Here is a 26,934-nt window from a genome sequence, read left to right on the forward strand (position 1 = left end):
TCCGGCAATGTTGGTAATGATTATATAAACTTATTATTCAACTGCTTTAATTTTATCCGCTTCTATCACGATGCGTTTGTTTTTATATAAGCGGCCAATCGCACGTTTAAAACTACCTTTACTCATGTTAAAAACTTCTTTTATCGCTTCAGGATCTGACTTATCAGAGAATGGCAGTTCACCACCATATTCTTCTAATAACTTTAGAATTTGTTCTGAATCATCGTCTAAGCGCTCATGTGCAAGTGGTAAAAATGAACCGTTTAAAGTTCCATCTTCTTTATGTCCGATAATTCGTACCTCTACTGCTTCACCAAGTCTGGGTTCACTTCTACGTTCTGATTCGTGAACGAATATCTTGTAACCCTCTTTAGATAAAAGAAACGTTCCGATACGTAATAAACGGTATGGATGTGCTGTGATCGTCTTGTGTAACAGCTCTTCTGGTGCTGGTGTGAACATTGCATCGACCATCGTTTCACTTGCTAAACGTCCATATAACTGATCGTTTCTATCTACGCGAAGACAAGCAAATACTTCATCTCCCGCTTCTGGCCAAACTTCTTTTACTTTCGGTAGATCTTCCCACGGAATAACGATTTCACGTGGGATACCGATATCTACCGTAACCCCGTCTCTATCTTTCTTAATCACTTTCACCCAGTCATAACGGTCAGTTGAAATGTCGGGGATATTTTGAGTTGCAAATAAATCTCCAGTACGCCCCGGATATACGAAGAAAGAATAATCCTCGCCAATTTCTAATTCATCATCTTCTAACACTTCTGATTGATTTAACTTTACGACTTCACTATTCGGTCCAAGTAAGTAATACGTAGACCCTTCTAATCGATCGACGCGTAAAAAGTCGATACTTCCTGATAATTGTTTGTTCTCCATATGTCTCTCCTTTAGGTTAAATACCTATTTCAATAAATCATTATAGCACATTTTCACCTATTCGTCCGAAATAACAGTATAATAGAGCTATCTGTGTAAGTGAGAAATCAGTAATATCTATTTCTTATCAAACTATGATATAATCATACTGATTATAAATTAAAGGAGACCACTCAATGTTACAAGTATCTAATGTTAGTTTACGATTCGGTGATAGAAAATTATTTGAAGATGTAAACATAAAATTCACACCCGGAAACTGCTACGGTTTAATCGGAGCAAACGGTGCAGGAAAATCTACTTTCCTAAAAATTCTTTCAGGTGAGCTTGACTCTCAATCAGGTCATGTTTCATTAGGAAAAGATGAACGATTATCAATATTAAAACAGGACCACTTCGCTTATGAAGATGAACGTGTACTTGATGTTGTACTTCGTGGTAATGAAAAGCTTTGGAATGTAATGAAAGAAAAGAATGAAATCTATATGAAACCAGACTTCAGTGATGAAGATGGTATGCGTGCAGCTGAACTTGAAGGTGAGTTTGGTGAAATGGGCGGCTGGACTGCTGAAAGTGATGCACAAGTATTATTGTCTGGTCTTGGCATCAAAGATGATCTACACGAAAAGAAAATGTCTGAACTTGAAAATAACCAGAAAGTTAAGATTCTTTTAGCACAAGCATTATTTGGTGAGCCAGATGTATTATTACTCGATGAGCCTACCAACGGTTTAGATATTCCTGCAATCAGCTGGTTAGAGGAATTCTTGATTAACTTTGAAAACACAGTAATCGTTGTATCACATGACCGTCATTTCTTAAATAACGTATGTACGCATATTGCTGATTTAGACTACGGTAAAATTAAAATTTATGTCGGGAACTATGACTTCTGGTATCAATCAAGTCAGTTAGCACAGCAAATGTTACAAGACTCTAATAAGAAAAAAGAAGAAAAGATTAAAGAATTACAGGACTTCGTTGCACGATTCTCAGCAAATGCTTCTAAATCTAAACAAGCAACAAGCCGTAAGAAAATGTTAGAAAAGATTGAATTAGATGACATCCAGCCATCTAGCCGTAAATATCCTTTCGTTAACTTTAAACCAGAACGTGAAATTGGTAATGAGTTACTACAAGTTCAAGGTTTAACTAAAACTATCGATGGCGTAAAAGTTATTGATAACTTATCATTTACGATGAATCCAAACGATAAAGCAGTACTAGTCGGTGATTCTGAAATTGCTAAGACTACCCTACTTCGTATTTTAGCTGGTGAGATGGAACCGGATGAAGGTTCTTACAAATGGGGTGTGACAACGTCACAAAGTTATTTACCGAAAGATAACTCAGAATTCTTTGAAGGTAAAAATATCGACTTAGTAGAATGGTTACGTCAGTATGCACCGCCTGAAGAACAAACGGAAACTTTCTTACGCGGATTCTTAGGTCGCATGTTATTCTCTGGTGAAGAAGTACGTAAAAAAGCAACTGTATTATCAGGAGGAGAAAAAGTAAGATGTATGTTAAGTAAGATGATGTTATCATCAGCGAACGTATTATTACTTGATGAGCCTACAAACCATTTAGACTTAGAAAGTATCACTTCTGTCAATGATGGTTTAAAGGCATTTAAAGGTTCACTGATTTTTACTTCTCATGACTTTGAGTTCATTAACACAATTGCCAATCGTGTTATTGACTTAAATGCAAACCTTTCTAAAGAAATTACTTATGAAGAATACTTAAAAGAACAAGGTGTACTTAAATAAATATTTTCTTGCGTGTATTCATTTTATGAATACACGTTTTTTGGATTTTAAGTATTGTTAAATAAACTATTATTTTTAAATTTTCTCAAAACACTTTACAATATTAAAATCTTTCTGTAGTATATTAAACATCAATTAAATAAATGTAACAGATGAGGCGCATCGATCATGAGTAAGTAATGGTAATTCTGCAAATGAATTACTGAAAGGGTGAGATGCCGAAATATAGTATTGATTGCAGTGAATGCTATGTTGGATCCACAGGTTAAGAGCTATGGATTTGTCATTATTGAAAAATAATGGAGTGCATCGCTTGTATATAAATTCAACAAGTCCAGATGTCTCTGGGCTTGTTTTTTTGTTGGTGATGACCCTTGCAGGAGGAAATAAATTGATAACAGAAAACAGTATTCAGACTGAAGAAAAAGTGAACAATATCAAAGTATTAAAATTTGGCGGAAGTTCTGTTGCTGATTTTAATAAGATTAGGCACATTGCTGATTATCTTAAAAAGCGTGTTGAACAAAATGAAAAACTCGTCGTCGTTGTTTCAGCGATGGGAAAGACAACGGATGCACTACTCAAAAATGCAGCGTCACTTACAGAACGTCCAAAAGAAAGTGCACTTGCTATGTTATTAACCACAGGTGAGCAGCAAACCATCGCTTATCTTTCAATCATATTAAATGATTTATCAGTAGAATCCGTTGCTTTAACGGGAGCGCAAGCTGGAATACGCACTGAAGGTCATCATCTAAAAAGTAAGATTCAGACTATTAACACGACTAAATTACAGGAACTATTTAAGACAAAAGATATTATTATTGTAGCTGGCTTTCAAGGTATCAATCATGAAGATGAGTTAACGACACTTGGTCGTGGTGGAAGTGATACAACAGCAGTAGCACTTGCAGCATCACTTCAATCATCATGTGAAATATATTCTGACGTAACAGGAATATTTGGTACCGACCCGAGAGTATATCCAGAAACAATGAAGATGGACTATGTAAGTTTTGAAGAAATGATGGAACTGTCATCTCTCGGAGCTGGCGTACTTGAAACACGATGTATTGAAATCGCTTATAATAACAATACTAAAATATATACCGGAAAAACTTTATCCGAAGAGAAAGGAACATGGATTGTGCCAAATAAACAAATCATAGAAAGAAAAGCAGTAACAGGAATTGCATTAGATGAAGATATGAATTACGTAACTTTATCTTATCCAATGCACGATACAAAAGTATTAACCTCACTTTACGAATTATTAGAACAAAATCAGATCAATATCGATATGATTTCTCAGACAGTAAATATCGATGGTATGCAGCTATCATTTACGATGAAAAATACAGAACAATATCAGATTAAAGCAATTATTGATCAGTTAACTGCTTCATACCCTGCCTTACTCCATGAAATTAAAGACAACTATGCGAAAGTATCGATCATCGGTTCAGGTATGCGTGATATGTCTGGTGTCGCATCAAAAGTATTTATGTCCTTAATCGAGGAGCAGATTGCTTACTACCAGGTATCGACAAGTGAAATCAGTATTTCATTAGTAGTAGATGCCGGGAAGGCAAAGCAAGCTGTTCAAATATTATGTAAAAAATTTAATGTTTAATATTCTTATTTTTATTTTTTAATTTTTATTAAAATGCTTTAACTCATTAAAGAAAATGCGTAACATAGAAGTAAATAATTGATTAATCATAAGGAGTGTATGGAATGTATAAAATCGCAGTCGTAGGTGCAACTGGTTTAGTAGGACAAAAGATGTTAGAAGTACTTGAAAGAAAAGCAATACCGTTCAATGAACTGACATTGTTCACTTCAGCAAGATCTGCAAATAAAGAAGTTGTTTATCAAGGTAAAACGTATATTACAGAAGAATTAACTGAAGAAAAAGCGAATGAAAAGTATGATTTTGTATTAATGAGTGCGGGAGGTAGCACGAGCTTAAAGTTCTCTCCTCTGTTCGAACAAGCTGGAAGTATTGTTATAGATAATTCAAGTGCATATAGAATGGAAGAAGATATTGATTTAATCGTACCGGAAGTAAATAGCCCGCAATTAAACAGAAAAATTATCGCAAACCCAAACTGTTCAACGATTCAGTCAGTCGTCCCTTTAAAACCGCTTCAAGATAAATATGGTTTAAAGCGTGTGGCATATACAACTTATCAGGCGGTGTCTGGTAGCGGTGTTGCCGGTAGAAACGATTTAATTAATGGCGCTAAAGGTGAAGCACCAAAGAACTACCCTCACCCTATTTACAATAATGTATTACCGCATATCGATGTATTTTTAGAAAATGGCTATACAAAAGAAGAACAGAAGATGATTGATGAAACAAAGAAAATATTAAATTTACCGGATCTAAAAGTTACTGCAACATGTGTACGTGTTCCTGTGCAGGATTCACATTCTGTTGCTATCAATGTAACTTTAGAGCAACCAGCAACAGTAAAGGATTTACGTAATCTATTTGAACAAACAGAAGGTGTTGTCCTTATCGATGATGTTGCGAATAATGAATACCCTCTAGCCATCAATACAACGGGTAAAGATGAAGTATTTGTAGGAAGAATTAGAGAAGATGATACGCTAGATAATTCATTCCATATTTGGTGTACAGCAGATAATTTACTAAAAGGTGCAGCACTAAATGCTGTTCAAATTTTAGAACAGATTCATTTGAACAATAATAAATAGCAAATAATAAATAATTATCGAAAAAATGCACAATAATCATCATAAATTAACAAGGAGTGTTCATATGACACAAGTACAATTTAAAGGTACTGCAGTAGCAATTACGACCCCTTTTATCAATTCACAAGTAGATTACGAGTCGTTCGAACGTCATGTTAATTTTCTTATCGATAATGATATTCAGGCGATATTTGTTAATGGTACGACAGGAGAAGGTTCGACTTTAACAGAAGAAGAAAAATTAAAACTGGTAGAAATTGCTGTACGTGTTTCAAATCAACGTGTTCCGATTATCGTAGGTACAGGAACAAATAACACGCAGGCAAGCATTGATCATTCATTAAAAGTAAAATCACTTGGAGCAGATGGTATTATGCTCATTACACCATATTATAATAAAACAAACCAAAGAGGCTTAATTGAACATTTTACTGCTATTGCTAACGCTGTCGAATTACCGGTTGTATTATATAATGTACCAGCAAGAACGAATATGACGATCGAACCTGAAACAGTTGAAGTATTAGCACAAAATCCATATATCTACGCTTTAAAAGATGCAACACACGATCTTGACTATACTGCAAAAGTTAAATCAATTATCCCTGATGATTTTATGCTTTATAGCGGTAATGACGATATTGTCGTACCTTTCTATGAAGCCGGTGGAGATGGCGTTATTTCAGTAATCGCAAATGCAATTCCAAAAGAATTTCAGGAAGTTTATACGTCATATAATGATGACCGTGCCCTGGCAATAGAAAAGTTTAATGCAATTGCACCATTACTTAATGCACTGGAAGTTGATATCAACCCAATGCCGATTAAAGCACTTGTTACACATATCGGTTACGCAAATGGTGAAGTACGTTTACCGCTTGTACCTTTGTTAGATGAAGAACAGCAGCACATTAGTAATGTTTATGACAACTTTAGAAGTCAGGTGATCTAATTGAAAATATTATTAGCAGGTTTTGGTGCAATGAACGAACGTGTTGCTAAATTAGCATTAGATAAAGGACATGAAATTACGGGAATCATTTTGTCACGAACGACAGAGCGACAGCTTCCCTACGCTATCTATTATGTGGACGATGAATTCCCTGAAGCGGATGTGATCATTGATTTTTCCAATCCGGAAATTACACTTCCACTGATTCAGAGCAAATATAATATACCTTTAGTCATAGCTACAACCGGAGAAAAAGAAGCAATAATCAAAGCATTGAAAATTAAAGCACAACATACGCCTACTTTCTTTAGTGCAAATATGAGTTATGGCGTGCATATCTTAACTGAACTCATCCAATATGCAGTACCATTATTAAAAGATTATGATATTGAACTGATTGAGCGCCATCATAACAAAAAAGTTGATGGTCCGAGCGGTACCCTCGTTAAACTACTCGATGCAATTCAAGAGAAAAGATCTTTAAATCCTGTCACGGACCGTACATTAGAAGATAAAGAAAGAGCACATGATGACATCGGTATCAGCGTAGTACGTGGTGGTACGATTACAGGTGAGCATGAAGTGCTTTTTGCAGGCATTGATGAAACAATACAGATTATTCACCGTGCGCAAAGTAAAGACATCTTTGCAAATGGTGCCATCGAAGTAGCTGAGCAACTTATCCATAAGCAAAATGGCTATTATACATTTGAAAATTTATCATAAAGAATATTTATAAAAAAGTTAAAAACATATCAATAAATTATCTTAAAGGAGATTATTATGAGAGACTTATCAGCACAAGAAATTATTCAGTACATTAGTAATTCAAAAAAGCAAACGCCGGTAAAAGTTTATGCAAACGGAAATTTTGAAGATGTGGCATTCCCTGAAACATTAAAAGTATTTGGATGCGTACACTCAAAAACAATATTCGGAGATCTAGCTGACTTTCAAGCTTTTTATACTGAGAATCAATCAATATTCAGTGAAATCGAAGTTGAATATGACCGCCGTAACTCAGCGATTCCATTAATTGATCAACGTAATATTAATGCACGTATTGAGCCTGGTGCTTTTATCCGTGAACATGCTGTCATCGAAGATAATGCTGTTATTATGATGGGTGCTACAATTAATATTGGCGCAGTTGTCGGTGAAGGTACGATGATTGATATGAACGCTGTACTTGGAGGACGTGCAACAACTGGTAAAAACGTTCACGTTGGAGCAGGCGCTGTTCTGGCAGGCGTTATCGAGCCCCCTAGCGCACAACCGGTAATCATTGAAGATGATGTATTAATCGGTGCAAATGCCGTAATTTTAGAAGGTGTTCGTGTTGGTCGTGGTGCTGTCGTTGCAGCGGGTGCTATCGTTACTGAAGATGTTCCTGCAGGAAGCGTTGTAGCTGGAACTCCTGCACGTGTGATTAAGCAGGCTTCTGAAGTTGAAGGTTCTAAAATTGAAATCGTAAGTGCTTTAAGACAATTAAATCAATAATACCCAGGCTGATACATGTATCAGCCTTTCATTCTACTGTAGAAAGGTGAAACAATGATAAACCTAGATAACATTATCAATACGCGACGTACTTTACATCAGTATCCTGAACTTGGCCTGGAAGAACATCATACAACAGCATATATTATTAAAAGAATACAATCGCTTGGTATTGAATACTTTACCCCTCTTGAAACAGGTGTTATTGCAGTCATCAGGGGATCTTCAAATGAAACAATCGCGTTTCGTGCTGATATTGATGCACTGCCGATTGAAGAACAAAACGATATTGAATACAAATCCAAAGTACCGCATGTTATGCACGCATGTGGCCATGATGGTCATACAACAATGCTAATTGCATTCATGGAAGCAGTAAATAAAATGAGCAGGGAAACGCCTTTAACACACAATATCATGTTCATCTTTCAACCGTCGGAAGAAGCAAATGCCGGTGCTAATTTACTGATACAAAACTTTAATTTTGAAGCATATAATATAAAAGCGATATACGGTATCCATATGATGCCTGATCATCCCGAAGGAGAAATGATTTACAGAAGTCATGAAATTACAGCCAGTGCGACTGAATATCGATTCTTTATTAATGGTAAAAGTGCACATGTTGCAAATAAAGAGCAAGGCCATGCTGCAAGCAATGCTTTGATTCAAGTCTTAAATCAAGTGAGTACACTCCAGCAGTTCTATTTACCAGGACTAGAACGTAATATTATTCACATCGGAAAGTTTAATACTGGTGAAGCGATTAATACTGTACCTTCCAGTGGTTACCTAGAAGGTACAATCAGAACATATCGTGCAGATGATTTAATTATTACCCAGCAGCAAATGGAACATATCGCACAAGCTGTATCATTAACAACACATTGTGAGGTCAATGTAGAATTTTCTGAAGGATATCCTCCAACAATCAACGATTCGTCTCTTGAAGACAAAGTTGTACAAAGTATTGCACAATCTAATCTTGTCGGTGTAAAAAAAGATGTACCCTATTTATTCGGAGAAGATTTCTCTTTCTATAGCAGCCTAGCTCCAACTTACTTTGTATTTCTCGGTTGCAGAAATGAACAAAAAGGCTATGTACATGGATTACATCATAATCAATTTAACTTTGATGAAAAAGTATTACTGAATGGTATTAATTATTACCTATCACTTGTTCGAGGTTACGAAGATGAGTGCTAAATGGGAAATTAATCAAACACAGTTTACGGACAACATCAAACAGGTCATTAAAGATAATCCAGTGATTGCTGTCGTTAAAAATAATGCTTATAATTACGGCCTCGAATTTACGTTAGATTGCATGACAGCTTGTGGTATTAATTATTTCAGTACGACAAGCTTAGAAGAGGCAATTGCTATTCGTAACTATAATAATACTTGTAATATCTTCCTAATGAATCCAGTCACGGATTTCGAAAGTTTAAGACGATATAACATTGAAATGACACTGCCATCAGCAAAATTTTTTGAGCAATACAGAGATGAACTTTATGGCATCCCGCTTCATATGGAATATGAGAATTTGTTACATCGTTCAGGTTTTAAATCAATTGCTGAAATGCAGGAAACACTATTAATCATTAAAGCACAATATCCTGATATTGATATTAAAGCGTTGTGGACACATTTTGGATATGCCGATGAATTCGAATTTACAGATTATGAAACTGAAAAGAAGGACTGGTTAGAAGTAGTAAACACTTTGGCTCCGCTCCATTCATTTGAAGTCATACATGCACAGAACAGTGCAAGCTACGTTCGTGAAGATGGTCTATTATCACAACATACACATTTACGACTTGGCATCATTCTTTATGGCTCTCGTCCCTATTCGAATATACCGGAATCTATTACCAGACAGTCATTACGTATATCAAGCCACGTTATACAGATTCGTGAAATAAATGCCGGACAGTCCGCTGGCTATAGTTTCGCATTTACCGCACAAAAAGATACACGATTAGCAGTTGTGGCCATTGGATACGGTGACGGTATTTTAAGAACACGCGCAAAGCATGACTGTCTGATCAACAACAGACGGTATCCTATTAAGGCGCTGATGATGAGTCATATGTTTGTTGAAGTCGATGAACACGTAAAACCGAATGATATCGTTTATTTATATCACGAACAGATGCGTATCGATGAATATACATTTTTAGGTGTAGGCGCTAATTCTGAACAGCTTTCTGCACTCAATCACAATACACTATTACTGGAGGTTACACAGTGAATTTAACAAGAGAACAAGGCGTACTAACAATACACGGCCATTCATTACTAGATATAAAAGAACAATATGGTACACCCTTATTCGTATATGACGAATCATTAATCCGTAATCAATGCAGACGCTTCCATGAAGCTTTACAAGTCTCAGGATTAACTTATACGATTTCATATGCATCAAAAGCATTTACATCTATTCAATTATTTAAACTGTTGCAGGAAGAACATATGGGATTAGATGTCGTATCAGAAGGTGAACTTTATATTGCACTTACAGCTCAATTTGATCCACAAAAAATTCATTTCCACGGTAACAATAAGACAGATCATGAAATTGAATATGCGATTGAAGCGGGTGTTGAATACTTTGTGATTGATGCAATCGATGAAATTGAACGCATCAACACTATCGCTAAACGTAAGAATAGTACCGTTAAAGCTGTATTACGCGTAAATCCAGGTGTAGAAGCACATACACATGAATTTATCCAGACTGGACAAGAAGATAGTAAATTTGGATTAAGTATAAAACATGGCCTTGCATTACAGGGCGTAAAGCACATTCAGGAAGCAAGCCACATTGACTTTTATGGTATACATTTTCATATTGGCTCTCAAATATTCGAATCAACTGGAACGATAGAAACAATACAAATCGTTATTCATTGGTTAAAAGTAAATAATATTGAAATTAAGGTATTAAATATCGGCGGTGGATTCAGTATAAAATATACATCTGAAGATATCAGTTATCCTATTGAAGATGGCATTAAAGCCATTACTGAGACGTTAATTGATACATGTAACGAAATTGATTATAAAATACCAGAAATCTCTTTAGAACCAGGACGTTCTATCGTCGGTGAAGCTGGAATAACACTTTATGAAGTAGGTACAGTAAAGTCAATACCTGAAACAAATAAATATATATCTATCGATGGTGGGATGAGCGATCATATCAGGACTGCACTTTATGATGCACAATATGAACTCGAATTAGTAGATCGAGAAGAAAATCAAACTGAAAATGTTACTGTAGCAGGAAAGTTATGTGAATCTGGTGATATTATCGCACGTAATACCCCCCTTCCTGTTTCAACGAAGCGTGGTGATACATTATGTGTGAAATCAACGGGCGCATATCATTATTCAATGTCATCTAATTATAATCAGATGCTTAAACCTGCTGTTGTCTTTGTTTCAGAGCAAGGCGTACGTGAAGTTATTAAAAGACAGACGCTTGAACATTTAATTACTAACGAAGTACATTAAAAAGTAAAAGAAAGACACCCTGGAAAAACCAGGGTGTCTTTCTAACGTTCATATATAATTTATTGCATTAAAATTATAATTTTACAACGTTTGCAGCTTGTGGTCCACGATCGCCTTCAACCACTTCAAATTCTACTGCTTGTCCTTCTTCTAATGATTTGTACCCTTCTTGATTAATCGCTGAGAAGTGAACGAATACGTCGTTTTCTCCTTCGATTTCGATGAATCCAAATCCTTTTTCTGCGTTAAACCATTTAACTGTACCTTGTTTCATAATTAGAAACCTCCACACTATATTAATTCAATATGTGATTATTCACATATTACAAAATAAATAAAAAGTGAATTAATATATTTACTTTGTAATATGGAATAATCATATCGCTATAAATAATTATAAAATATCGATAATCATAAATCAATACAATATTCTGTAAATTTAAACACTTTACAAATTTTACTTTACTGTAATAATAAATAAATTTTACTTATCTTTTTTATCAATTATATAGCATTTATTATTATTTCAACGATATTGATATATTTCCCCTTTATCCAGAAATAAAACACTATGAAAAATTTGAACATCATCATCGCAATCTTCACAGAATTCGATTTCACAATTGTTATAAAAAGCATGTATATCGTACTTTCCGACTAATTCATTACAAAAATGCTGTCTTAACATTACTAATTGCTCATTATAATAGCTTCTTGCTTCAGCTAATTGTGAAAAACTTTTTATATCGGTAGCTTTCTCACGATAATCTTCAAACAGCCACCATCCTTCATAGTCTGCTCTTATTGTTATGATTTCATACATCTTTTTCACCTCATAAAAATTATTATCATCTGTTTATTTCATATTTTCAAGTAAATCGTCTTACAAATGCGATTTATTAGGTGTTTTGAGTCTTTTTACATATAATAGTGGTAAGAGGTGAAGTAAGATGAAGACAATTCATATTAAAGTTTTTGGACGTGTACAAGGTGTGGGCTTTCGATACTTCACAGCGCAACATGCTAAAGATAATAATATCACCGGAACAGTTCAGAATGTAGATGATTATGTTGAGATTTATGCAACTGGAGAAAGTTCAAAATTAGATATATTTACGGAAAAGGTTATTCGCGGTGCTTCTCCGATGTCTCGCGTACAATCTTATGAAATCAATGATATACCAAAGCAGCAATTTAAACATTTTAAAACGATATAATATTTTAAAGGAAATGATGAGATGAAATACAATGCATCGTATATTTTTGGTGCGATATTTGCAGTACCAATCGCACTATTGACAGGATTTATCAGCATGAATTTTTTTCAGCTTGATATGTGGCTTGACTCACTCGTTATGGCAGGTGGTTATTTAGGTGCATTCTTCCCTATCCAGATGACGACAGGTAACAAATATTTAAAAGAGATGGGTGTTACAAAACAAGACTATAAATATATCAGACAGCAGATGAAGATTGCTGAACCAAAAATCAAACAATTATTAGTTCAATATAAAAAAGTACGCTCTATCACTGATTTTCGTAATGTAAATGAAATTAATAAAATAGCACGCACAATTTATAAATCAGTACAAAAAGATCCTAAAAAGTTTTTTAAAGTTGATAGTTTCTTTTTTTCTCATTTAGATAATACAGTTAATTTATTAGATCAGTTCTTATATTTATCAAGAATGCCCCATAAAACAGCTGAAGATAAGCAGTTGCTATATAATGCGCGCTTAACGCTTGACGAATTAAAAAGAACTTTACAAGCAGACTTAAAAGCATTGAATTCAAGTGACTATGAACAGATGAAAGTTGAAATCGATCTCGCATCTATTCAAAAGACAAGTCATCAAATACAGATACAAAGTGACAATGCAAAAAGTGAGAATATAAATCATACTACAAATAAACAGCAGGCTTTAGAATATAAGGAACAAAAGCCTGTTAATTTTAAACGTTCTAAACAATATGCACATGTCAACGAAAGGAAAGATATAAATGAATGAAAACGAGTTAATCAATGATTTAACTGCAAATCCATTTGAAAGCAATACAATGTTACAACCGGAACAAAAGAAAAATAATTTAACTACATATCAAACTGAAACCCTTTCTCCTGAAAAACGTGAAAAAATCAATCAGATTAAAAATCAGATTAAACCTCTTGATAATGAAAATTTATTGTTATATGGAGCAAGTGCACAACAAAAACTTTCTACATTTTCTCATCAAATATTAGATGAAGTACAAAAAAAAGATGTAGGTTCAATTGGTGACAGCCTTGATCAGTTAATGAAAAAATTAAAAGAAGTTGATCCAGATGAAATTTCACAAGTCGAAAAAAGTAAGTTTAAAAAATTATTTAAACGCGTTTCTAAATCAGTCAATGAGTTAATTTCTAGATATCAGTCTGTTTCAGGACAAATCGATCGTATATCAGTACAGCTTCAAAATTCTAAAGATGTATTATTAAGAGATGTACATATGTTAGACCGCTTATACGAAGAAAACAAAGCATATTTTGAAGCTTTAGATATGTTTATCATCGCTGCTGAAGAAAAACGTGAAGAAATTCAGACCGTAATGCTTCCTGAGTTAGAGCAACGTGCATTAGCATCAAATGATCAGATGATTGTACAAGATGTCAATGATCTTAGACATTACCTTAATCGTTTAGACAAACGTATCTATGATTTGAAATTATCACGTCAAATCACTTTACAATCTGCCCCACAAATTAGAATGATTCAGGATGTCAATCAAACACTAGCCGAGAAAATTCAAAGTTCAATTCTAACAAGTATTCCATTATGGAAAAATCAGATGGCAATCGCCATGAGTTTATTACATCAGCAGAAAGCGTCTAAAGCACAACAACAGGTTACGAATACAACGAACGAACTACTGCTTAAAAATTCAGAAATGCTTAAGATGAATACAATACGAACAGCAGAAGAAAATGAACGTGGCATTGTAGAATTAGATACTTTAAAAACCACACAACAAAACATCGTTGATACGATACGTGAAACGTTAACAATCCAGCAGCAAGGTAGTGAAAAACGACGTGCAGCTGAAATAGAACTCGGCAAAATGGAACAGGATTTAAAACAGCAATTACTACAATTACAACAGGATCAGCAAAATAGAACTTTATAAAGAAAGAAGAGGGCTGAGACTTATGTCTCACCCTCCTTCTTTTATTTATATGCAATTTTAGTTTGTCTTAATCCTAATACATAACCGATGATATATCCAACTACAGCGAATATTAGCCATTCCATTGATTGTGCTTTTAAAGGTAATGCATTCATAAATGGTAACACTTTAAACTGAGAACTTATTACTGATAAAACAGAAACAATCGTTACTAATATAATCGGAATTTGAAATGCTAATAATGGTGTCGGTACAAACTTAGCAACTAACATAATTAACACTAAAGTCATAGCAATCGGATACAAGATTAATAACACAGGAATAGATTTTTCAATTACTGCTTTTAAACCTTGGTTTGCTAAAATAAAACTGAACAAAGTAAATGCAATTGCATACGTTTTATACGAGATTTTTGGGAATATCTCATTGAAATATTCACTTACAGCAACAACTAGACCAGTTGAGGTTGTTAAACAAGCTAAGCTGACAATGATACCAATCAATAATTTTCCGAAGGTGCCAAACGTATCATGAGCTACATGCGTTAGTATATATGTACCTAAATCTGATTCATTGTCCTTAATTTCTGAAAGCTGTGCAGCTGATAAATGATAATGACTACCAATCCAGCCTAATGTTAGATAAATAAAGCCTAATGCAATCGCTGCAATGATTCCAGCTAATATCGTTTGTTTAAATAGACCTGTCTCTTTCGAGATGCCTTTCTCTTTAATCGCATTGATAACAATTACTGAGAATGCAATCGCTGCAATAGCATCCATCGTTTGATAACCACTTGTAAATCCACTAAAGAAACTTGTATTTAAATTCGTATAAACATCAGCCTGTGCCTTCACTGGTGATGTATCAGATAACAAGAAGATACTCACAACAACTAATGCAATGATAGAAATAAGTAATAGTGGTGTTAATATTGCACCTACTCTATCTACCATTTTCGATGGATTAATTGCTAACCATAATGTGATTCCAAAGAAAACAATAGTAAAAATCAATAAAGACATTGCTGATGGTGCCTTTAAAAATGGTAATACAGCCATTTCGTAAGATGTTGCACCTGTTCTCGGAATAGCAAATAATGGTCCAATCGTTAAATATACTGCTGACAGAAATAAGATTCCGAATACTGGATTAATTCTGTGAAGTACACCTTTATAGCCTGATTCATCTAAAGATCCTACGATAATACCAAGTAAAGGTAAGCCTACCCCTGTTAAAATAAAACCAAATATTGCCGGCCAGAAAAACTGACCACTAGCAAAACCTAAATTTGGCGGAAAAATTAAATTACCCGCTCCAAAAAATATTGCAAATAACATAAAACCTACGACCCAAGTATTCTTATTCATGGGATGACCTCCTTACTTTAATGTTAATTATGGTATCACTTTAAACGCATAAAGTCTACAACTTTTCAGAAAATTTAAAAAAAATACACACACCGTTAATAAGTGTGTGTAATTATCCTAAAATTGTTTCATGCTTTGGAGTAATAAAGTTTTAAGAAGCGGCTGAATCACACTAGGCAACTTTTCTACACCTTCCACAAATATACAGAAATCATTATAAATATTCTTTATTGTTGCCATTGTATTTTCATCGATTTTTGTCTGGCTTAAGAAAATATTGATGACATAAATATTTTCTTTACGTAAGGCAACTACTGCATCATGGGTATCTATAATACCATTTGATTCATAATCAAATGCTGATGGTTCACCATCTGAGAAGACGATTAAAAATTTTTGTTTTTCCTGACGTGCTTTTAACATATTACCAGCTATCCTAATCGCTAAACCATCTCGATTATCCTCACCGGTCTTATAACTTACTACATTTGGAGAATATTGATGTTGTAAGGAATTTTGATAAGTAATGATTTGTTCTAATATATTCGGCTGAATATTTTTATCCGCTTCAAATCCATCTTCAGAGAAAGCCATGATTTCGTGTCTTATCGATAATTGCTGTAATGTCTCATGAAACAACACGATACCCTTTTTTGTTTCTTCTAGTTTATCTTCCATGCTATAAGAGGCATCAATTAATAACATAAACGTTGCATCTAATTTATAAGATTTCTGATCTTCTTTATAAAATACGCGTTTGCGATCATCTAGAAACCATTGTGTAAGATTGCGGCTTAATTTACCCTTACTTAAACCTTGACGTTTAGCATTGACTTCGTGATCAACACTTTTGTTAATGACATTAACCAATGTTTTTATTTCTTTTAATACATCTTCTTTATATGCATTATATATTGTTAGACTTTTATCATCCTGCACAGTTTCTTTCCAAATTATCTTTGTATTGATGTTCTCTTCCCCAACGACATCACTAATATCATTACCTTCTGCGTCTGTCTGAGGCGGTTTTGTCTTACCTTTCCCCATCACCATCTCAGTAATGTCATCACTAGCGTCACCTTCGCGATCATTTTCTTTAATATTATTACTGTTCGAACCTTCAGTCACTTCAGTCTCAAGATAAGCACCACTCTTAGTTTCTATGTCACGTTGTTTTGTCTGGACTGATTCTGATTCATCCATTTCTGATACGTCTTGTTTCGCTTTATCTAAATTCGCTTTTTTAGCAGCTTTAGCATTCATATATGCTAATTTCGGGATATGATAATATTCGTTTAACATATCTTTCGTTAAATTTGGTTCTATTAACAGCATTAGTCTTATTGCAAGATTCGCACTATCTTCGGTATTTTTTAAGTCATAAAATGATTGTAAGGCAAGCTGAATGTTATATTCTAGTTCCGTAAAAAACATGGTATGAAATGAAAGGATGTTATCTGTCAGTAATGTATGTTCAATTTGTAAAAATAATTCATCAGTGGGCATTGCCTTAGTCTGATAAAATTTAATCTGACTTTCATTCTCTTTTAATTTTGCTCGAATGCGTACATCAAAGAATTTCTTTGTAAAAGGTCTTTCTTTACTGATTAAGTGCATTAATCTGAACTCATCAATCATCATAAAGAGCTGCTGAAAGAAACTCTTTACTCGAAATTGCTCATCTAGTACTTCTTCTACAACATCTAAGTCCGTATGATCAAACCCTATAGCATGTAAAATCGTGTCACTCTTCAATAATTTCATTTCTTCTTCACGTTCTCTATGTTTCCATTTAAATGCTACATTAATTGTATTTTCTGCAAGATCAAAATAAGCAAACTTCTGGAAGTTTACTTTCACTGTCTCATCTTCACGTAATAGTTGGGCTAAGTCAGTCAAAGTCATTATTAAAGATGGATCCACGCGCTCATCATTAAATAATATAAATTTTTCACTCATTAAAAATTCAGTTCCATCGCATTAATGATTGCATTTTGTTCACGCTCATCATCCAACTTATCAATGATCGCACGTTTCGCTGCACGTTCTATAGGCATCGCTTGTATTAAATCACAGAAATCAAGTAAAGCACGAACTGAACTTGCTTCTTCACTAATTTGACCTTGACTCGCCATCGTTACTAAATCCTGATTAAATTTTATAATCTGATCAATTATCTTTGTATCTTGTAATGTGGTTTGTTCTAATATTACTTGTTTTAAGACATCACCACTAATATAGTGTAAATCTAATACAACAAATCTATTTTTTAATGCTTCGTTCATTGGTAATGTACCTACATAACCAACATTTATCGCTGCAATTACTTTAAAATTATCATGTGCTTTAATCACTTCTCCAGTAAACGGATTCGTTATTGTTCTACGAAAATCAAGCACACCGTTTAAAATAGGTAACGTTTCTGGTTTAGCCATATTAATTTCATCAATGTATAATATGTTACCTTCACGCATTGCTTCAATAACTGGTCCATCAACGAATACAATTCTAGATTCACCTTTGATATTTTCAATTGTTTTATATCCTAATAAACTCTCTGCATCTAAATCTACTGAACAGTTAATACTATTCATCTTCTGGTCCATATCGACACTCAATGTTTCTGCTAATTTCGTTTTACCTGATCCAGTTGGACCCTTTAATAGTACATTTTTACGTAAATTTAGCATTGCAAGTGCGTCCTCGTAAATGGTTACGTCACTATTTTGATATTTTTGCATGATTGTACTCCCTTTCAAAATAAAAAGAGGCAATGAGATGCCTCTTTATTGATTAACTATATTATACATGATTGTACTAATGTTTTGTTATAAACTGTTTTGACGATTTTGTCACAAAAAGTATTATAAATATAATACTTTTTCTGAAGTTATAATCTGTACTAATAATATTTTTAAACTTCTTCAAAATATTCTTTATAGTATCCGCCAACTTTGCCACTGTTGTCTCGTATCTGATAATATTCTTCAGTTTCATTTACAACATCATATACTTGACCGACAGTAAGCATATCGCTCACTTTATACTTTTTAGCATCAACATTAATTACTTTTACCTGTTTAATTGCTGCCTTATCTTGCCATTCTTCATGTAACATATTAACAACTCCATATCTTTATTTTGTTTGTATTGGTTTTAATGCACTTTCAATTTCATTTCGACGTGCTTCTAAAAATGGTGGTAAACTCAAACATTCCCCTAAAGCATCAATTGGTTCATCAGATGAAAATCCAGGCCCATCCGTTGCAAGTTCAAATAATATTCCTGAAATATCTCTAAAATATAAAGATTTAAAATAAAATCGATCAACAAGCCCTGAGTTAGGAATATTACCTGTATTCAATTTATTTAATGCCGTTTGTAATTTTAACTCATCACTTAATCTAAACGCGACATGATGTACACCGCCGTAACCTTGTTGAGAATGGCCAGTACGTTTTAAAAGATGTACTTCTCCACCGTTACCACCATCACCCATTGTAAATACGTGAACAGCGTCTAATGAATCTTTATGTTCATATTCATCGATTCGTTTCATCCCTAATATTTGAGTGAGAACTGATGCTGTAACAAGCGTGTGTTTTACAGCAAGTAATACTGGTCCCAACCCTAATATCTGATGAACACTTTCTACAGGACTATCTGGATTTGGTTTCCCCAATGGAATACCACTATTCAATTCATCAGAAATCAAATATATTAGACGATCATCGAAATCATAGAAAGGTAAAGCATATTTACCATTTAACTTAATGACAGTATCATATTTAATTTGCATTTCATCAAAACGCTGTTTGAAATAGTAAAGACTATAATCTGTGGGTACGCGTAAAGTAAATGCGAATATATCATTTGCACCACCTACATGCTTTGGTGCATCTTTAAAATCAAAGAAAGTCACATCTGTACCGGGACTACCTTCATTATCAGCAAAAAACAGATGATATGTATCAATTGCATCTTGATTAACTGTCTTTTTAACAAGCTTTAGTCCTAGAACATTATGATAAAAGTCATAACACTTTTGTGCATCACTCGTAATTGCAGTGACGTGATGTAATCCTAATAAATCCATCATTTCCCCTCCAAATATAAAAAAACCAGTAACTTATACTTATTATAACGTGTATAAGTTACTGGGTAAATTATTTATAATAAATTAGCTTTCTAACAATAAATCTTCAGGATTTTCGATTAATTCTTTAACAGTTTTCAAGAAACCTACAGCTTCTTTACCATCGATAATTCTGTGATCATAACTTAATGCGACATACATCATCGGACGATTTTCCATGCGTTCTTTATCAATTGCAACTGGACGCGTCACAATTGAGTGCATACCTAAAATAGCAGCTTGCGTACCATTGATAATAGGTGTAGACATTAATGAACCGAATACACCACCGTTAGTGATTGTAAATGAACCACCCATCATATCATCAAGACCTAATTTTTTATCGCGTGCTTTAATTGCTAAATCATAGATAGAACCTTCGATTTCAGCAAAGTTCTTCTTATCACAATCACGTACAACAGGTACCACTAAACCTTCGTCAGTAGATACAGCTACACCGATATCATAGAATTGTTTTAAGATTAAATCGTCTCCATCAATTTCAGCATTAACAGCAGGATATTTTTTAAGTGCTGCTACAACAGCTTTTGTAAAGAATGACATGAAACCTAAACGTGTACCGTCGTGATTTTCCTGGAATGCATCTTTTTTACGTTTACGTAAATCCATAACATTTGTCATATCGATTTCGTTAAACGTAGTAAGCATTGCAGTATTCTGAGAAACTTCTAATAATTTATTAGCAATTGTTTTTCTTCTGCGACTCATTTTTTCACGAATTACAGGTTTTGCAGGATTCTCAGGTTTTGCAGGTTTTTCCTGTGCTGGAGCTGCTGGTTTTTCAGCTTGCACAGGTGCATTAACTGCATTCTGTACATCATGACTTCTGATTAATCCTTTAGGGTCGCGAGGATTAATTGAAGCTAAATCAATACCATGTTCACGCGCATACTTTCTGGCAGACGGCGTTGCTACAATTCGTCCGCTTTTTTCATTTGTTGTTACAGCTTCAGGTGATTCTGGAGCGTTTTTTGAAGTTTCAGCTGAATTTACAGCTGCTTCTGTTTTTTCAGAAGTTGCTGGAGCAGCTTCAGGTGATTTATTTTCTGCTGGTGCTGATGTTGCCCCACCTTCACCAACAGTTGCGATGACTGATCCAACTTCAACTGTATCTCCTTCTTGTGCTTTTATTTCTGTTATAACGCCTGCTTCTTCAGAAATAACTTCTACGTTAACTTTATCTGTTTCAAGTTCAACGATGTTTTCGCCTTTTTCAACTGTATCTCCAACTTGTTTAAACCAAGTTGATATCGTACCTTCTGTAATAGATTCTGCTAATTCTGGAACTCTGATTTCTGCCACTTTTATTTTCCCCCTTATAAGTTTAAAGCTTCATTGATGATTTTTGTTTGAACAAGTTTATGAATCTCATTATCGCCTTCAGATGGTGCAGCACGACGTACACGACCATAATACTTAATGTCAATACCTCGCGCCATATCCAGTAATTCTGGATAAACATATTGCCACGCACCTTGATTTTCAGGTTCTTCCTGAACAAATCCGATTTCAGTTAAACCACGTAAATCGTTTATAATTGCTTGAATTTCATCCTTTGGTAATGGATACAATTGTTCTAATCGAATTAAATGAATTGTATCATTTGGATTTTTCTGCAATTCAGTGTATAAGTCAATAGCGACTTTTCCACTTGCAATTAACAACTTCTTAACTTTCGTCTTTTTATAACTTTCAGAAATAATAGGTTTAAAGCTTCCTTCAGTAAACTTATCAACCGTATCTGCTACGAAGTTATTTCGTAATAAGCTCTTTGGACTCATTAATACAAGTGGTCGCATCTGTAACGTATTTAAATAATGTGCCTGACGACGTAATAAGTGGAAATAGTTTGCTGTTGAAGTCACATTCGCTACCGTCCAGTTATTTTCACCGGCAAGCTGTAAGAAACGCTCTAAACGTGCAGAAGAGTGTTCCGGACCTTGACCTTCATATGCGTGAGGAAGCAGTAAGGTTAACCCACTGCGTTCTCCCCATTTAGCATTTGCACTTGATACAAAATTATCAAAAATCATTTGTGCCATATTAGCAAAATCTCCATACTGAGCTTCCCATACTGCTAATGCATCATTATTTTCTAAATTGTAGCCATATTCAAAACCTACAACAGCAGCTTCTGATAACGGAGAATTATGAATATCAAAAGATGCTTTTGCGTCAGAAATGTGTTGCAAAGGTACATACTTATCTCCATTATTTTCATCATTTAATACCGCATGACGATGTGCAAATGTTCCTCGCTCCGCATCCTGACCCGTATGTCTTACAGGTTTTCCGTCTTGAATGATTGTTCCATAAGCTAAAAGTTCAGCATGGCCCCAGTCAATTAATCCATCTTTAGTAAACGGATCATTTCGACGCTCAAGAATTTTTTGAAGCTTATTGAATACTGTAAATGTCTCTGGAGTACTTAACATTTCTTCATTTAGTTTTCTCAAACGATCAGATGAAACACCTGTTTCCACACTTTCATAACCTTCTGTCACTTCAACAGGTGCAAGCATTTCACTGTCATTATTTTTCGTACTCTTATCAATTTTATCATGTGCAGTACGCATTTCAGCAGTAACACCATCAAAAATTGCATTCATTTCATCTTCAGTAATAACACCTTCTGCTACAAGCTCTTTACCGTATTTAATTTCAATACTTGGATGTCCTTTTACTTCTTTATATAACATTGGGTTCGTAATCGTTGGTTCATCCATTTCATTATGACCGTAACGACGATAACCTACTAAATCAATTACGAAATCTTTGTGAAATTTTTGACGGAAAGCCATTGCAAGGTGAATCGCTTCCATACAAGCTTCAACATCATCAGCATTGACATGAATAATCGGTAAGTCATAACCTTTGGCAACGTCAGTTGCATACGTAGTAGATCTTGAATCATATGGCTCAGTTGTAAATCCTACACGGTTATTTGTAATAATATGCAGCGAACCACCAACAGAGTAACCATCTAAATTGCTTAAATTCATACTCTCAAAGTTAATACCTTGCCCAGGAAATGCTGCATCTCCATGAATTAATACTGCTAATGCTTTATTGAAATCCTGTTCTGGTTTATTCACGTCAGTCGTTACTTCCTGAACTGCACGTGTCTTACCTAAAACGACTGGTGCAACAATTTCTAAGTGAGATGGGTTGTTCGCAAGCGAAACGACTTGCTCGTTACCGTACTTCGTTGTTGTCTTCTTACCACCTAAATGGTATTTAACATCATTCGTCCAACCCTTTGTTACAACAAGCGAACCATCTTCAGGTAAGAATTTCAGAGGATCAGTATGCATAAATTCAGATAACATCATTTCGTATGGCTTTTCTAAAATGTGTGTCAAGACATTTAATCGCCCACGGTGAGCCATACCAATTTCAATGTTTCTGATGTTTTCTTTATTTGCAATACGCAATACATTCTCTAACATTGGTACTAAAGCATCTACACCTTCAATTGAGAAACGTTTTGCTCCTACGAAATTTTTATGGATATATTTTTCGAAGCCCTCTACGTGTGCAAGACTTTTTAATAGATTAATCTTTTCGTCTTTACTTAATTGATGATGCTCACGTGATTCGATTTGTTCAATTAACCATTCACGTTCATTTGCATCATTTATATGCGAGATTTCAAAACCTATTGTACTTTGATAAGCAGCTTGTAAATGATTGATTGCTTCTAAAGCATTGTCAAATTGTTGCGCATAACGTTCAGATATTAGTCCAGCTGGCAAAGATTTTAAATCATCTTCCGACAGATTAAAATCCTCAAGTGTTAATGCTGGTAAATTTTCTCTATGTGGACGGTATAATGGATAGATATCAGCTGTAAGATGTCCATACAATCTAATATTATCAATTAACTTTAACACACGCTTAACTTTCTCAGTATCGGCATTACCTACACTATTTAAATTCCCTGATAGTGCTGGTCGCCCCCCCTGAATACTTGAAAATAAAATTTGTAACTCATCAGATACCGACGATGGATCCACTAGATATTGATCGAACATTTCTAAAAGAATACCTAAGTTCGTTCCAAATCTAGGTGGTGCTTCATCTAGGTTTTTACCTTTTGTCATGGTTCCACCCTCCATTTAATTAAATAAAACGTTTACATAGCTATTTTAACAAAGCAAAGCACGAAATTAAAGGGGAAAAACATATCTTTGTGAATTATATTGAACGTATCGGAAATTGTATTATAACTTTTGTAAATTGATTGACTTCACTTTCTATCTTCACTTGTCCTTTATATGTTTCGATTAACTTTTTAGCGATTGATAAACCTAAACCATTTCCACCTTTTGTTCTTGCTCTGGATTTATCAACACGATAAAAGCGATCAAATATATTCGGGATATCTTCTTTTGGAATACCTTCTCCATTATCAATAATTTCAATCTGAACTAATTTATTCTTCAAAGATGTACGAATCACAATATGTTTATTTATCTGATCATATTTCATCGCATTATCAAGAAAGATCAGTAATATTTGTTCAAAATGAAACCGATTGATATTCAGCTTGATCTGTTCATGTGTTGAATGATATTCAAACATATAATCGTCTTTTAGTTGTTGTATTGAATGAATTCTACCTTGAATTTCTGAATTGATATCAATATTTTCAATCTGTTTTGTCTCTAATAAATTTGAGTCTTTCGATAAAAGTAATAACTCTTCAACAAGTTTATTAATACGATTCATCTCCTCCAATGATATAGAGAGAGATTCTTCTAATATTTCGGGATTATTTTTCCCCCATCTTTGGATAAGATTTAAATGACCATTAATGATCTGGAGTGGTGTTCGAAGTTCATGACTTGCATCTTCTACAAACTGTTTCTGCTGTTCAAAACTTGATTCCAGCTGACTCATCATCTCATTAAATGTGTCAATCATATCATCTGTTTCATAGTAGCTTGTAGAGACCTGCAGTTTATTCTGAAAGCCATCTCTTTTAATTTGATTCATCTTACTAGAAAGTCTACGAATAGGCTTTGTAATCTGATTAGAAAATAAAAAACTGATTAAAGCTGTCATAAATAATGCAGTAAGCCCAAAGAAACTACACAATAATATAAGAAATTGCATAACATTAAAGTAATCATCCAGAGAACGTGCAACAGTAATATAGCCGTTATAATGTTCATTACGAAATGGCGTTGACATTAATAAAAATTGTCTATCTCCAATTTTTTTCTGAACAAGACTGCGTTCATTCGTCTTTATTACCGGTAGATCAAAGTCGTAGCTTGAATTTGTACTGACATCATAAATACTATTTCCATCAAGATTATATAAAAACACTTTTTCATTTTTATTGATTGCACGGTAAATATCTGATTGTGTTACTTCACCTGTTGTTTTCTCTTCAAACAGATTAGAAATATCTGTGACACTTTTTCTTAAATCCTCTACTTCCTGCTCTTTTTGGTATGTACTGATTAAAAATATTATAAATAAACTAAAAATCATAAATATGATAAATGTCAGTGTCGTTGTTAAGACAGTCCATTTCGAGCGTAATGATTGTGTTTTTGTTTTCATCGTATAACATAACCTACGCCACGGACAGTTTCTATTAGCTTATGGTATTGAAATGGTTTTAATTTATTTCTTAAATATCTTATGTACACATCAACTACATTTGTCTCAACTTCACTTTCATAGCCCCAGACACTTGTCAGAATCTGCTCTCTTGTCAGTACAAGTTTTTTATTCTCTACAAGTAGCTTAAGCAATTCAAATTCAGTCTTTGTTAATTCAAGTACTTTTTCGTCAATCGAAACTGAGAATGCATCAAGATTGATCTTCATCTGATCAATTTGTAAAATATTCTCTTCAACAATCTCTTTCTTAGGTTGCTGTTGACGACGCAAGATTACTCTTATTCGTGCGAGCAACTCTTCTATATCAAATGGTTTAACAATATAATCATCTGCACCATAATCTAAACCAATGACTTTATCGTAAGTGTTTCCTTTTGCAGTAATTATTATAACTGGAGTATCTTTCACTTTTCTAAGTTTCCTGCAAACTTCCAGACCATTAATTTTAGGTAACATCAAATCTAAAAGTATACAATCATAATCATTCTTGATTGCTTCTTCGAGACCTGCTTCACCATCATAAACAACACCTACTTCATAACTCTCATGCATTAATTCTAATTGAATAAAACGTGCTAAATTTTCCTCATCTTCTATAATTAAAATACTATGCAAATAACCAACTCCTAAAAGCTATTTCTTGTTGTATTTTTCCTGAATTTGTTTAATATTTTCTTTCACATCTGGCCATTCATCATCAATGATTGAATAAATAATTAAATTTCTTCTTACACCGTCTAGATTACGTTCTTTACGAATAACACCTTCTTTTTGAAAACCTAATCGTTCTATTGCTCTATTAGAACGTTCATTGCGCTCATCTGCTCTAATTTGAACACGTACCATATTTAATGTTTCAAAGCAAAATTCCAAAAGTAAAAACTTACTATCTGTATTCACATAAGTTTTTTGTGCTTTCACACCAAACCAGGTCGTTCCAATTTCACAACTATCATTATCATAATCTATCTCTTTTATTCGCGTAGAACCAACTACTTCATTCGTTTCTTTCATTACGACGATAAAAGGAATAGATTTCATCTTTTCTCTTAAATGCACCGCGTCAATGACCCATTGTTCCATTAAATCCATATCTGTCGCTTTAAATAACATATAACTCCAAATTGATTCATGGTTGATTTCATGAAGGTCTTTCGCATGTTCAATTTGCATCGGTATTAATTTGATTCTTTCATTCTCTAACACGACAGATTCAAATACGTTAATTGTCACT

The 26,934-nt window shown here is 34.0% G+C and carries 25 protein-coding genes and 1 riboswitch; of the genes, 12 read left to right on the forward strand and 13 right to left on the reverse strand.

The window, feature by feature from the left end; translation table 11 throughout:
- Positions 1-33: 33 nt before the first annotated feature.
- Entirely contained in the window at positions 34-900 is an 867-nt protein-coding gene (locus HT586_RS06660; protein ID WP_096076522.1) for a CvfB family protein, read from the reverse strand.
- 176 nt (positions 901-1,076) lie between these two features.
- Between HT586_RS06660 and HT586_RS06665 the strand changes: the two genes are divergently transcribed.
- The 9 genes from HT586_RS06665 to lysA all read left to right on the forward strand — a co-directional run bounded on the left by HT586_RS06665 (position 1,077) and on the right by lysA (position 11,376).
- Complete coding sequence (locus tag HT586_RS06665; protein ID WP_096076521.1) at positions 1,077-2,672, forward strand: ABC-F family ATP-binding cassette domain-containing protein; 1,596 nt, start codon at positions 1,077-1,079, stop codon at positions 2,670-2,672.
- Positions 2,673-2,816: 144 nt separating this feature from the next.
- A riboswitch (Lysine riboswitch) is annotated at positions 2,817-2,990 on the forward strand.
- 76 nt (positions 2,991-3,066) lie between these two features.
- Positions 3,067-4,305 carry an aspartate kinase gene (locus HT586_RS06670; RefSeq protein ID WP_238999352.1) on the forward strand — a complete coding sequence of 413 codons (1,239 nt, stop codon included), beginning with the start codon at positions 3,067-3,069 and terminating at the stop codon, positions 4,303-4,305.
- 104 nt (positions 4,306-4,409) lie between these two features.
- A complete protein-coding gene (locus HT586_RS06675; RefSeq protein WP_096076520.1) occupies positions 4,410-5,396 on the forward strand; it encodes an aspartate-semialdehyde dehydrogenase in 987 nt (328 codons plus the stop codon).
- Between the two features lie 64 nt (positions 5,397-5,460).
- Positions 5,461-6,348: a 4-hydroxy-tetrahydrodipicolinate synthase gene (dapA, locus tag HT586_RS06680; protein ID WP_133353183.1), complete on the forward strand. Its 888-nt coding sequence runs from the start codon at positions 5,461-5,463 to the stop codon at positions 6,346-6,348.
- Complete coding sequence (gene dapB / locus HT586_RS06685) at positions 6,349-7,074, forward strand: 4-hydroxy-tetrahydrodipicolinate reductase (RefSeq protein ID WP_133353184.1); 726 nt, start codon at positions 6,349-6,351, stop codon at positions 7,072-7,074. It begins immediately after the preceding gene.
- A gap of 57 nt (positions 7,075-7,131) precedes the next feature.
- Positions 7,132-7,848, forward strand: a complete 717-nt coding sequence (gene dapD / locus HT586_RS06690) for a 2,3,4,5-tetrahydropyridine-2,6-dicarboxylate N-acetyltransferase (RefSeq protein ID WP_407943970.1) — start codon at positions 7,132-7,134, stop codon at positions 7,846-7,848.
- Between the two features lie 54 nt (positions 7,849-7,902).
- On the forward strand, positions 7,903-9,054 hold the full coding sequence (locus HT586_RS06695; protein ID WP_203545457.1) for a M20 metallopeptidase family protein: 1,152 nt from the start codon (positions 7,903-7,905) through the stop codon (positions 9,052-9,054).
- Entirely contained in the window at positions 9,044-10,108 is a 1,065-nt protein-coding gene (locus HT586_RS06700) for an alanine racemase (protein ID WP_203545458.1), read from the forward strand. The genes HT586_RS06695 and HT586_RS06700 overlap by 11 nt, the downstream gene beginning before the upstream one ends.
- Complete coding sequence (gene lysA / locus HT586_RS06705; RefSeq protein ID WP_203545459.1) at positions 10,105-11,376, forward strand: diaminopimelate decarboxylase; 1,272 nt, start codon at positions 10,105-10,107, stop codon at positions 11,374-11,376. Before HT586_RS06700 ends, lysA begins: the two co-directional genes overlap by 4 nt.
- A gap of 73 nt (positions 11,377-11,449) precedes the next feature.
- Here the strand turns inward: lysA and cspA are convergent, their stop codons facing one another.
- On the reverse strand, positions 11,450-11,650 hold the full coding sequence (gene cspA, locus HT586_RS06710) for a cold shock protein CspA (protein ID WP_016912585.1): 201 nt from the start codon (positions 11,648-11,650) through the stop codon (positions 11,450-11,452).
- A 252-nt stretch (positions 11,651-11,902) separates the two neighbouring features.
- Positions 11,903-12,199 (reverse strand): DUF1033 family protein, encoded by a 297-nt coding sequence (locus tag HT586_RS06715; protein ID WP_096076513.1) that lies wholly within the window; start codon positions 12,197-12,199, stop codon positions 11,903-11,905.
- A gap of 127 nt (positions 12,200-12,326) precedes the next feature.
- On the opposite strand from HT586_RS06715, the gene HT586_RS06720 reads away from it, so the two are divergent.
- From HT586_RS06720 to HT586_RS06730, 3 genes are read left to right on the forward strand one after another with little or no spacing between them, the layout of a single operon-like run.
- Positions 12,327-12,593, forward strand: coding sequence for an acylphosphatase (locus HT586_RS06720; RefSeq protein WP_096076512.1), 267 nt, complete (start codon positions 12,327-12,329; stop codon positions 12,591-12,593).
- Positions 12,594-12,614: 21 nt separating this feature from the next.
- Positions 12,615-13,385 (forward strand): 5-bromo-4-chloroindolyl phosphate hydrolysis family protein, encoded by a 771-nt coding sequence (locus HT586_RS06725; RefSeq protein WP_096076511.1) that lies wholly within the window; start codon positions 12,615-12,617, stop codon positions 13,383-13,385.
- On the forward strand, positions 13,378-14,538 hold the full coding sequence (locus HT586_RS06730; protein ID WP_096076510.1) for a toxic anion resistance protein: 1,161 nt from the start codon (positions 13,378-13,380) through the stop codon (positions 14,536-14,538). The genes HT586_RS06725 and HT586_RS06730 overlap by 8 nt, the downstream gene beginning before the upstream one ends.
- 41 nt (positions 14,539-14,579) lie before the next feature.
- Here HT586_RS06730 and brnQ read toward each other — a convergent pair whose 3' ends face one another.
- The 10 genes from brnQ to HT586_RS06780 all read right to left on the reverse strand — a co-directional run bounded on the left by brnQ (position 14,580) and on the right by HT586_RS06780 (position 26,933).
- Complete coding sequence (gene brnQ, locus HT586_RS06735; protein ID WP_203545460.1) at positions 14,580-15,908, reverse strand: branched-chain amino acid transport system II carrier protein; 1,329 nt, start codon at positions 15,906-15,908, stop codon at positions 14,580-14,582.
- Between the two features lie 117 nt (positions 15,909-16,025).
- Complete coding sequence (locus HT586_RS06740) at positions 16,026-17,867, reverse strand: vWA domain-containing protein (protein ID WP_203545461.1); 1,842 nt, start codon at positions 17,865-17,867, stop codon at positions 16,026-16,028.
- Positions 17,867-18,649, reverse strand: a complete 783-nt coding sequence (locus tag HT586_RS06745; protein WP_096076507.1) for an ATP-binding protein — start codon at positions 18,647-18,649, stop codon at positions 17,867-17,869. Before HT586_RS06745 ends, HT586_RS06740 begins: the two co-directional genes overlap by 1 nt.
- A 173-nt stretch (positions 18,650-18,822) precedes the next feature.
- Positions 18,823-19,026 carry a DUF6501 family protein gene (locus HT586_RS06750; protein ID WP_111744981.1) on the reverse strand — a complete coding sequence of 68 codons (204 nt, stop codon included), beginning with the start codon at positions 19,024-19,026 and terminating at the stop codon, positions 18,823-18,825.
- A gap of 18 nt (positions 19,027-19,044) precedes the next feature.
- Positions 19,045-20,007 (reverse strand): ring-cleaving dioxygenase, encoded by a 963-nt coding sequence (locus HT586_RS06755; RefSeq protein WP_203545462.1) that lies wholly within the window; start codon positions 20,005-20,007, stop codon positions 19,045-19,047.
- Between the two features lie 81 nt (positions 20,008-20,088).
- A complete protein-coding gene (gene odhB, locus HT586_RS06760; RefSeq protein WP_188017370.1) occupies positions 20,089-21,366 on the reverse strand; it encodes a 2-oxoglutarate dehydrogenase complex dihydrolipoyllysine-residue succinyltransferase in 1,278 nt (425 codons plus the stop codon).
- 14 nt (positions 21,367-21,380) lie between these two features.
- Positions 21,381-24,167, reverse strand: a complete 2,787-nt coding sequence (locus HT586_RS06765) for a 2-oxoglutarate dehydrogenase E1 component (RefSeq protein WP_203545463.1) — start codon at positions 24,165-24,167, stop codon at positions 21,381-21,383.
- A 94-nt stretch (positions 24,168-24,261) separates the two neighbouring features.
- Positions 24,262-25,638 carry a HAMP domain-containing sensor histidine kinase gene (locus tag HT586_RS06770; RefSeq protein ID WP_203545464.1) on the reverse strand — a complete coding sequence of 459 codons (1,377 nt, stop codon included), beginning with the start codon at positions 25,636-25,638 and terminating at the stop codon, positions 24,262-24,264.
- The gene (locus tag HT586_RS06775; RefSeq protein WP_133353194.1) at positions 25,635-26,315 is read right to left on the reverse strand and encodes a response regulator transcription factor; all 681 of its coding nucleotides are present in this window, start codon (positions 26,313-26,315) and stop codon (positions 25,635-25,637) included. The genes HT586_RS06770 and HT586_RS06775 overlap by 4 nt, the downstream gene beginning before the upstream one ends.
- An 18-nt stretch (positions 26,316-26,333) precedes the next feature.
- Entirely contained in the window at positions 26,334-26,933 is a 600-nt protein-coding gene (locus HT586_RS06780) for a GNAT family N-acetyltransferase (protein ID WP_096076500.1), read from the reverse strand.
- Position 26,934 lies beyond the last annotated feature (1 nt).

The organism is Macrococcoides bohemicum, from assembly GCF_016865215.1.
GTDB lineage: Bacteria > Bacillota > Bacilli > Staphylococcales > Staphylococcaceae > Macrococcoides > Macrococcoides bohemicum.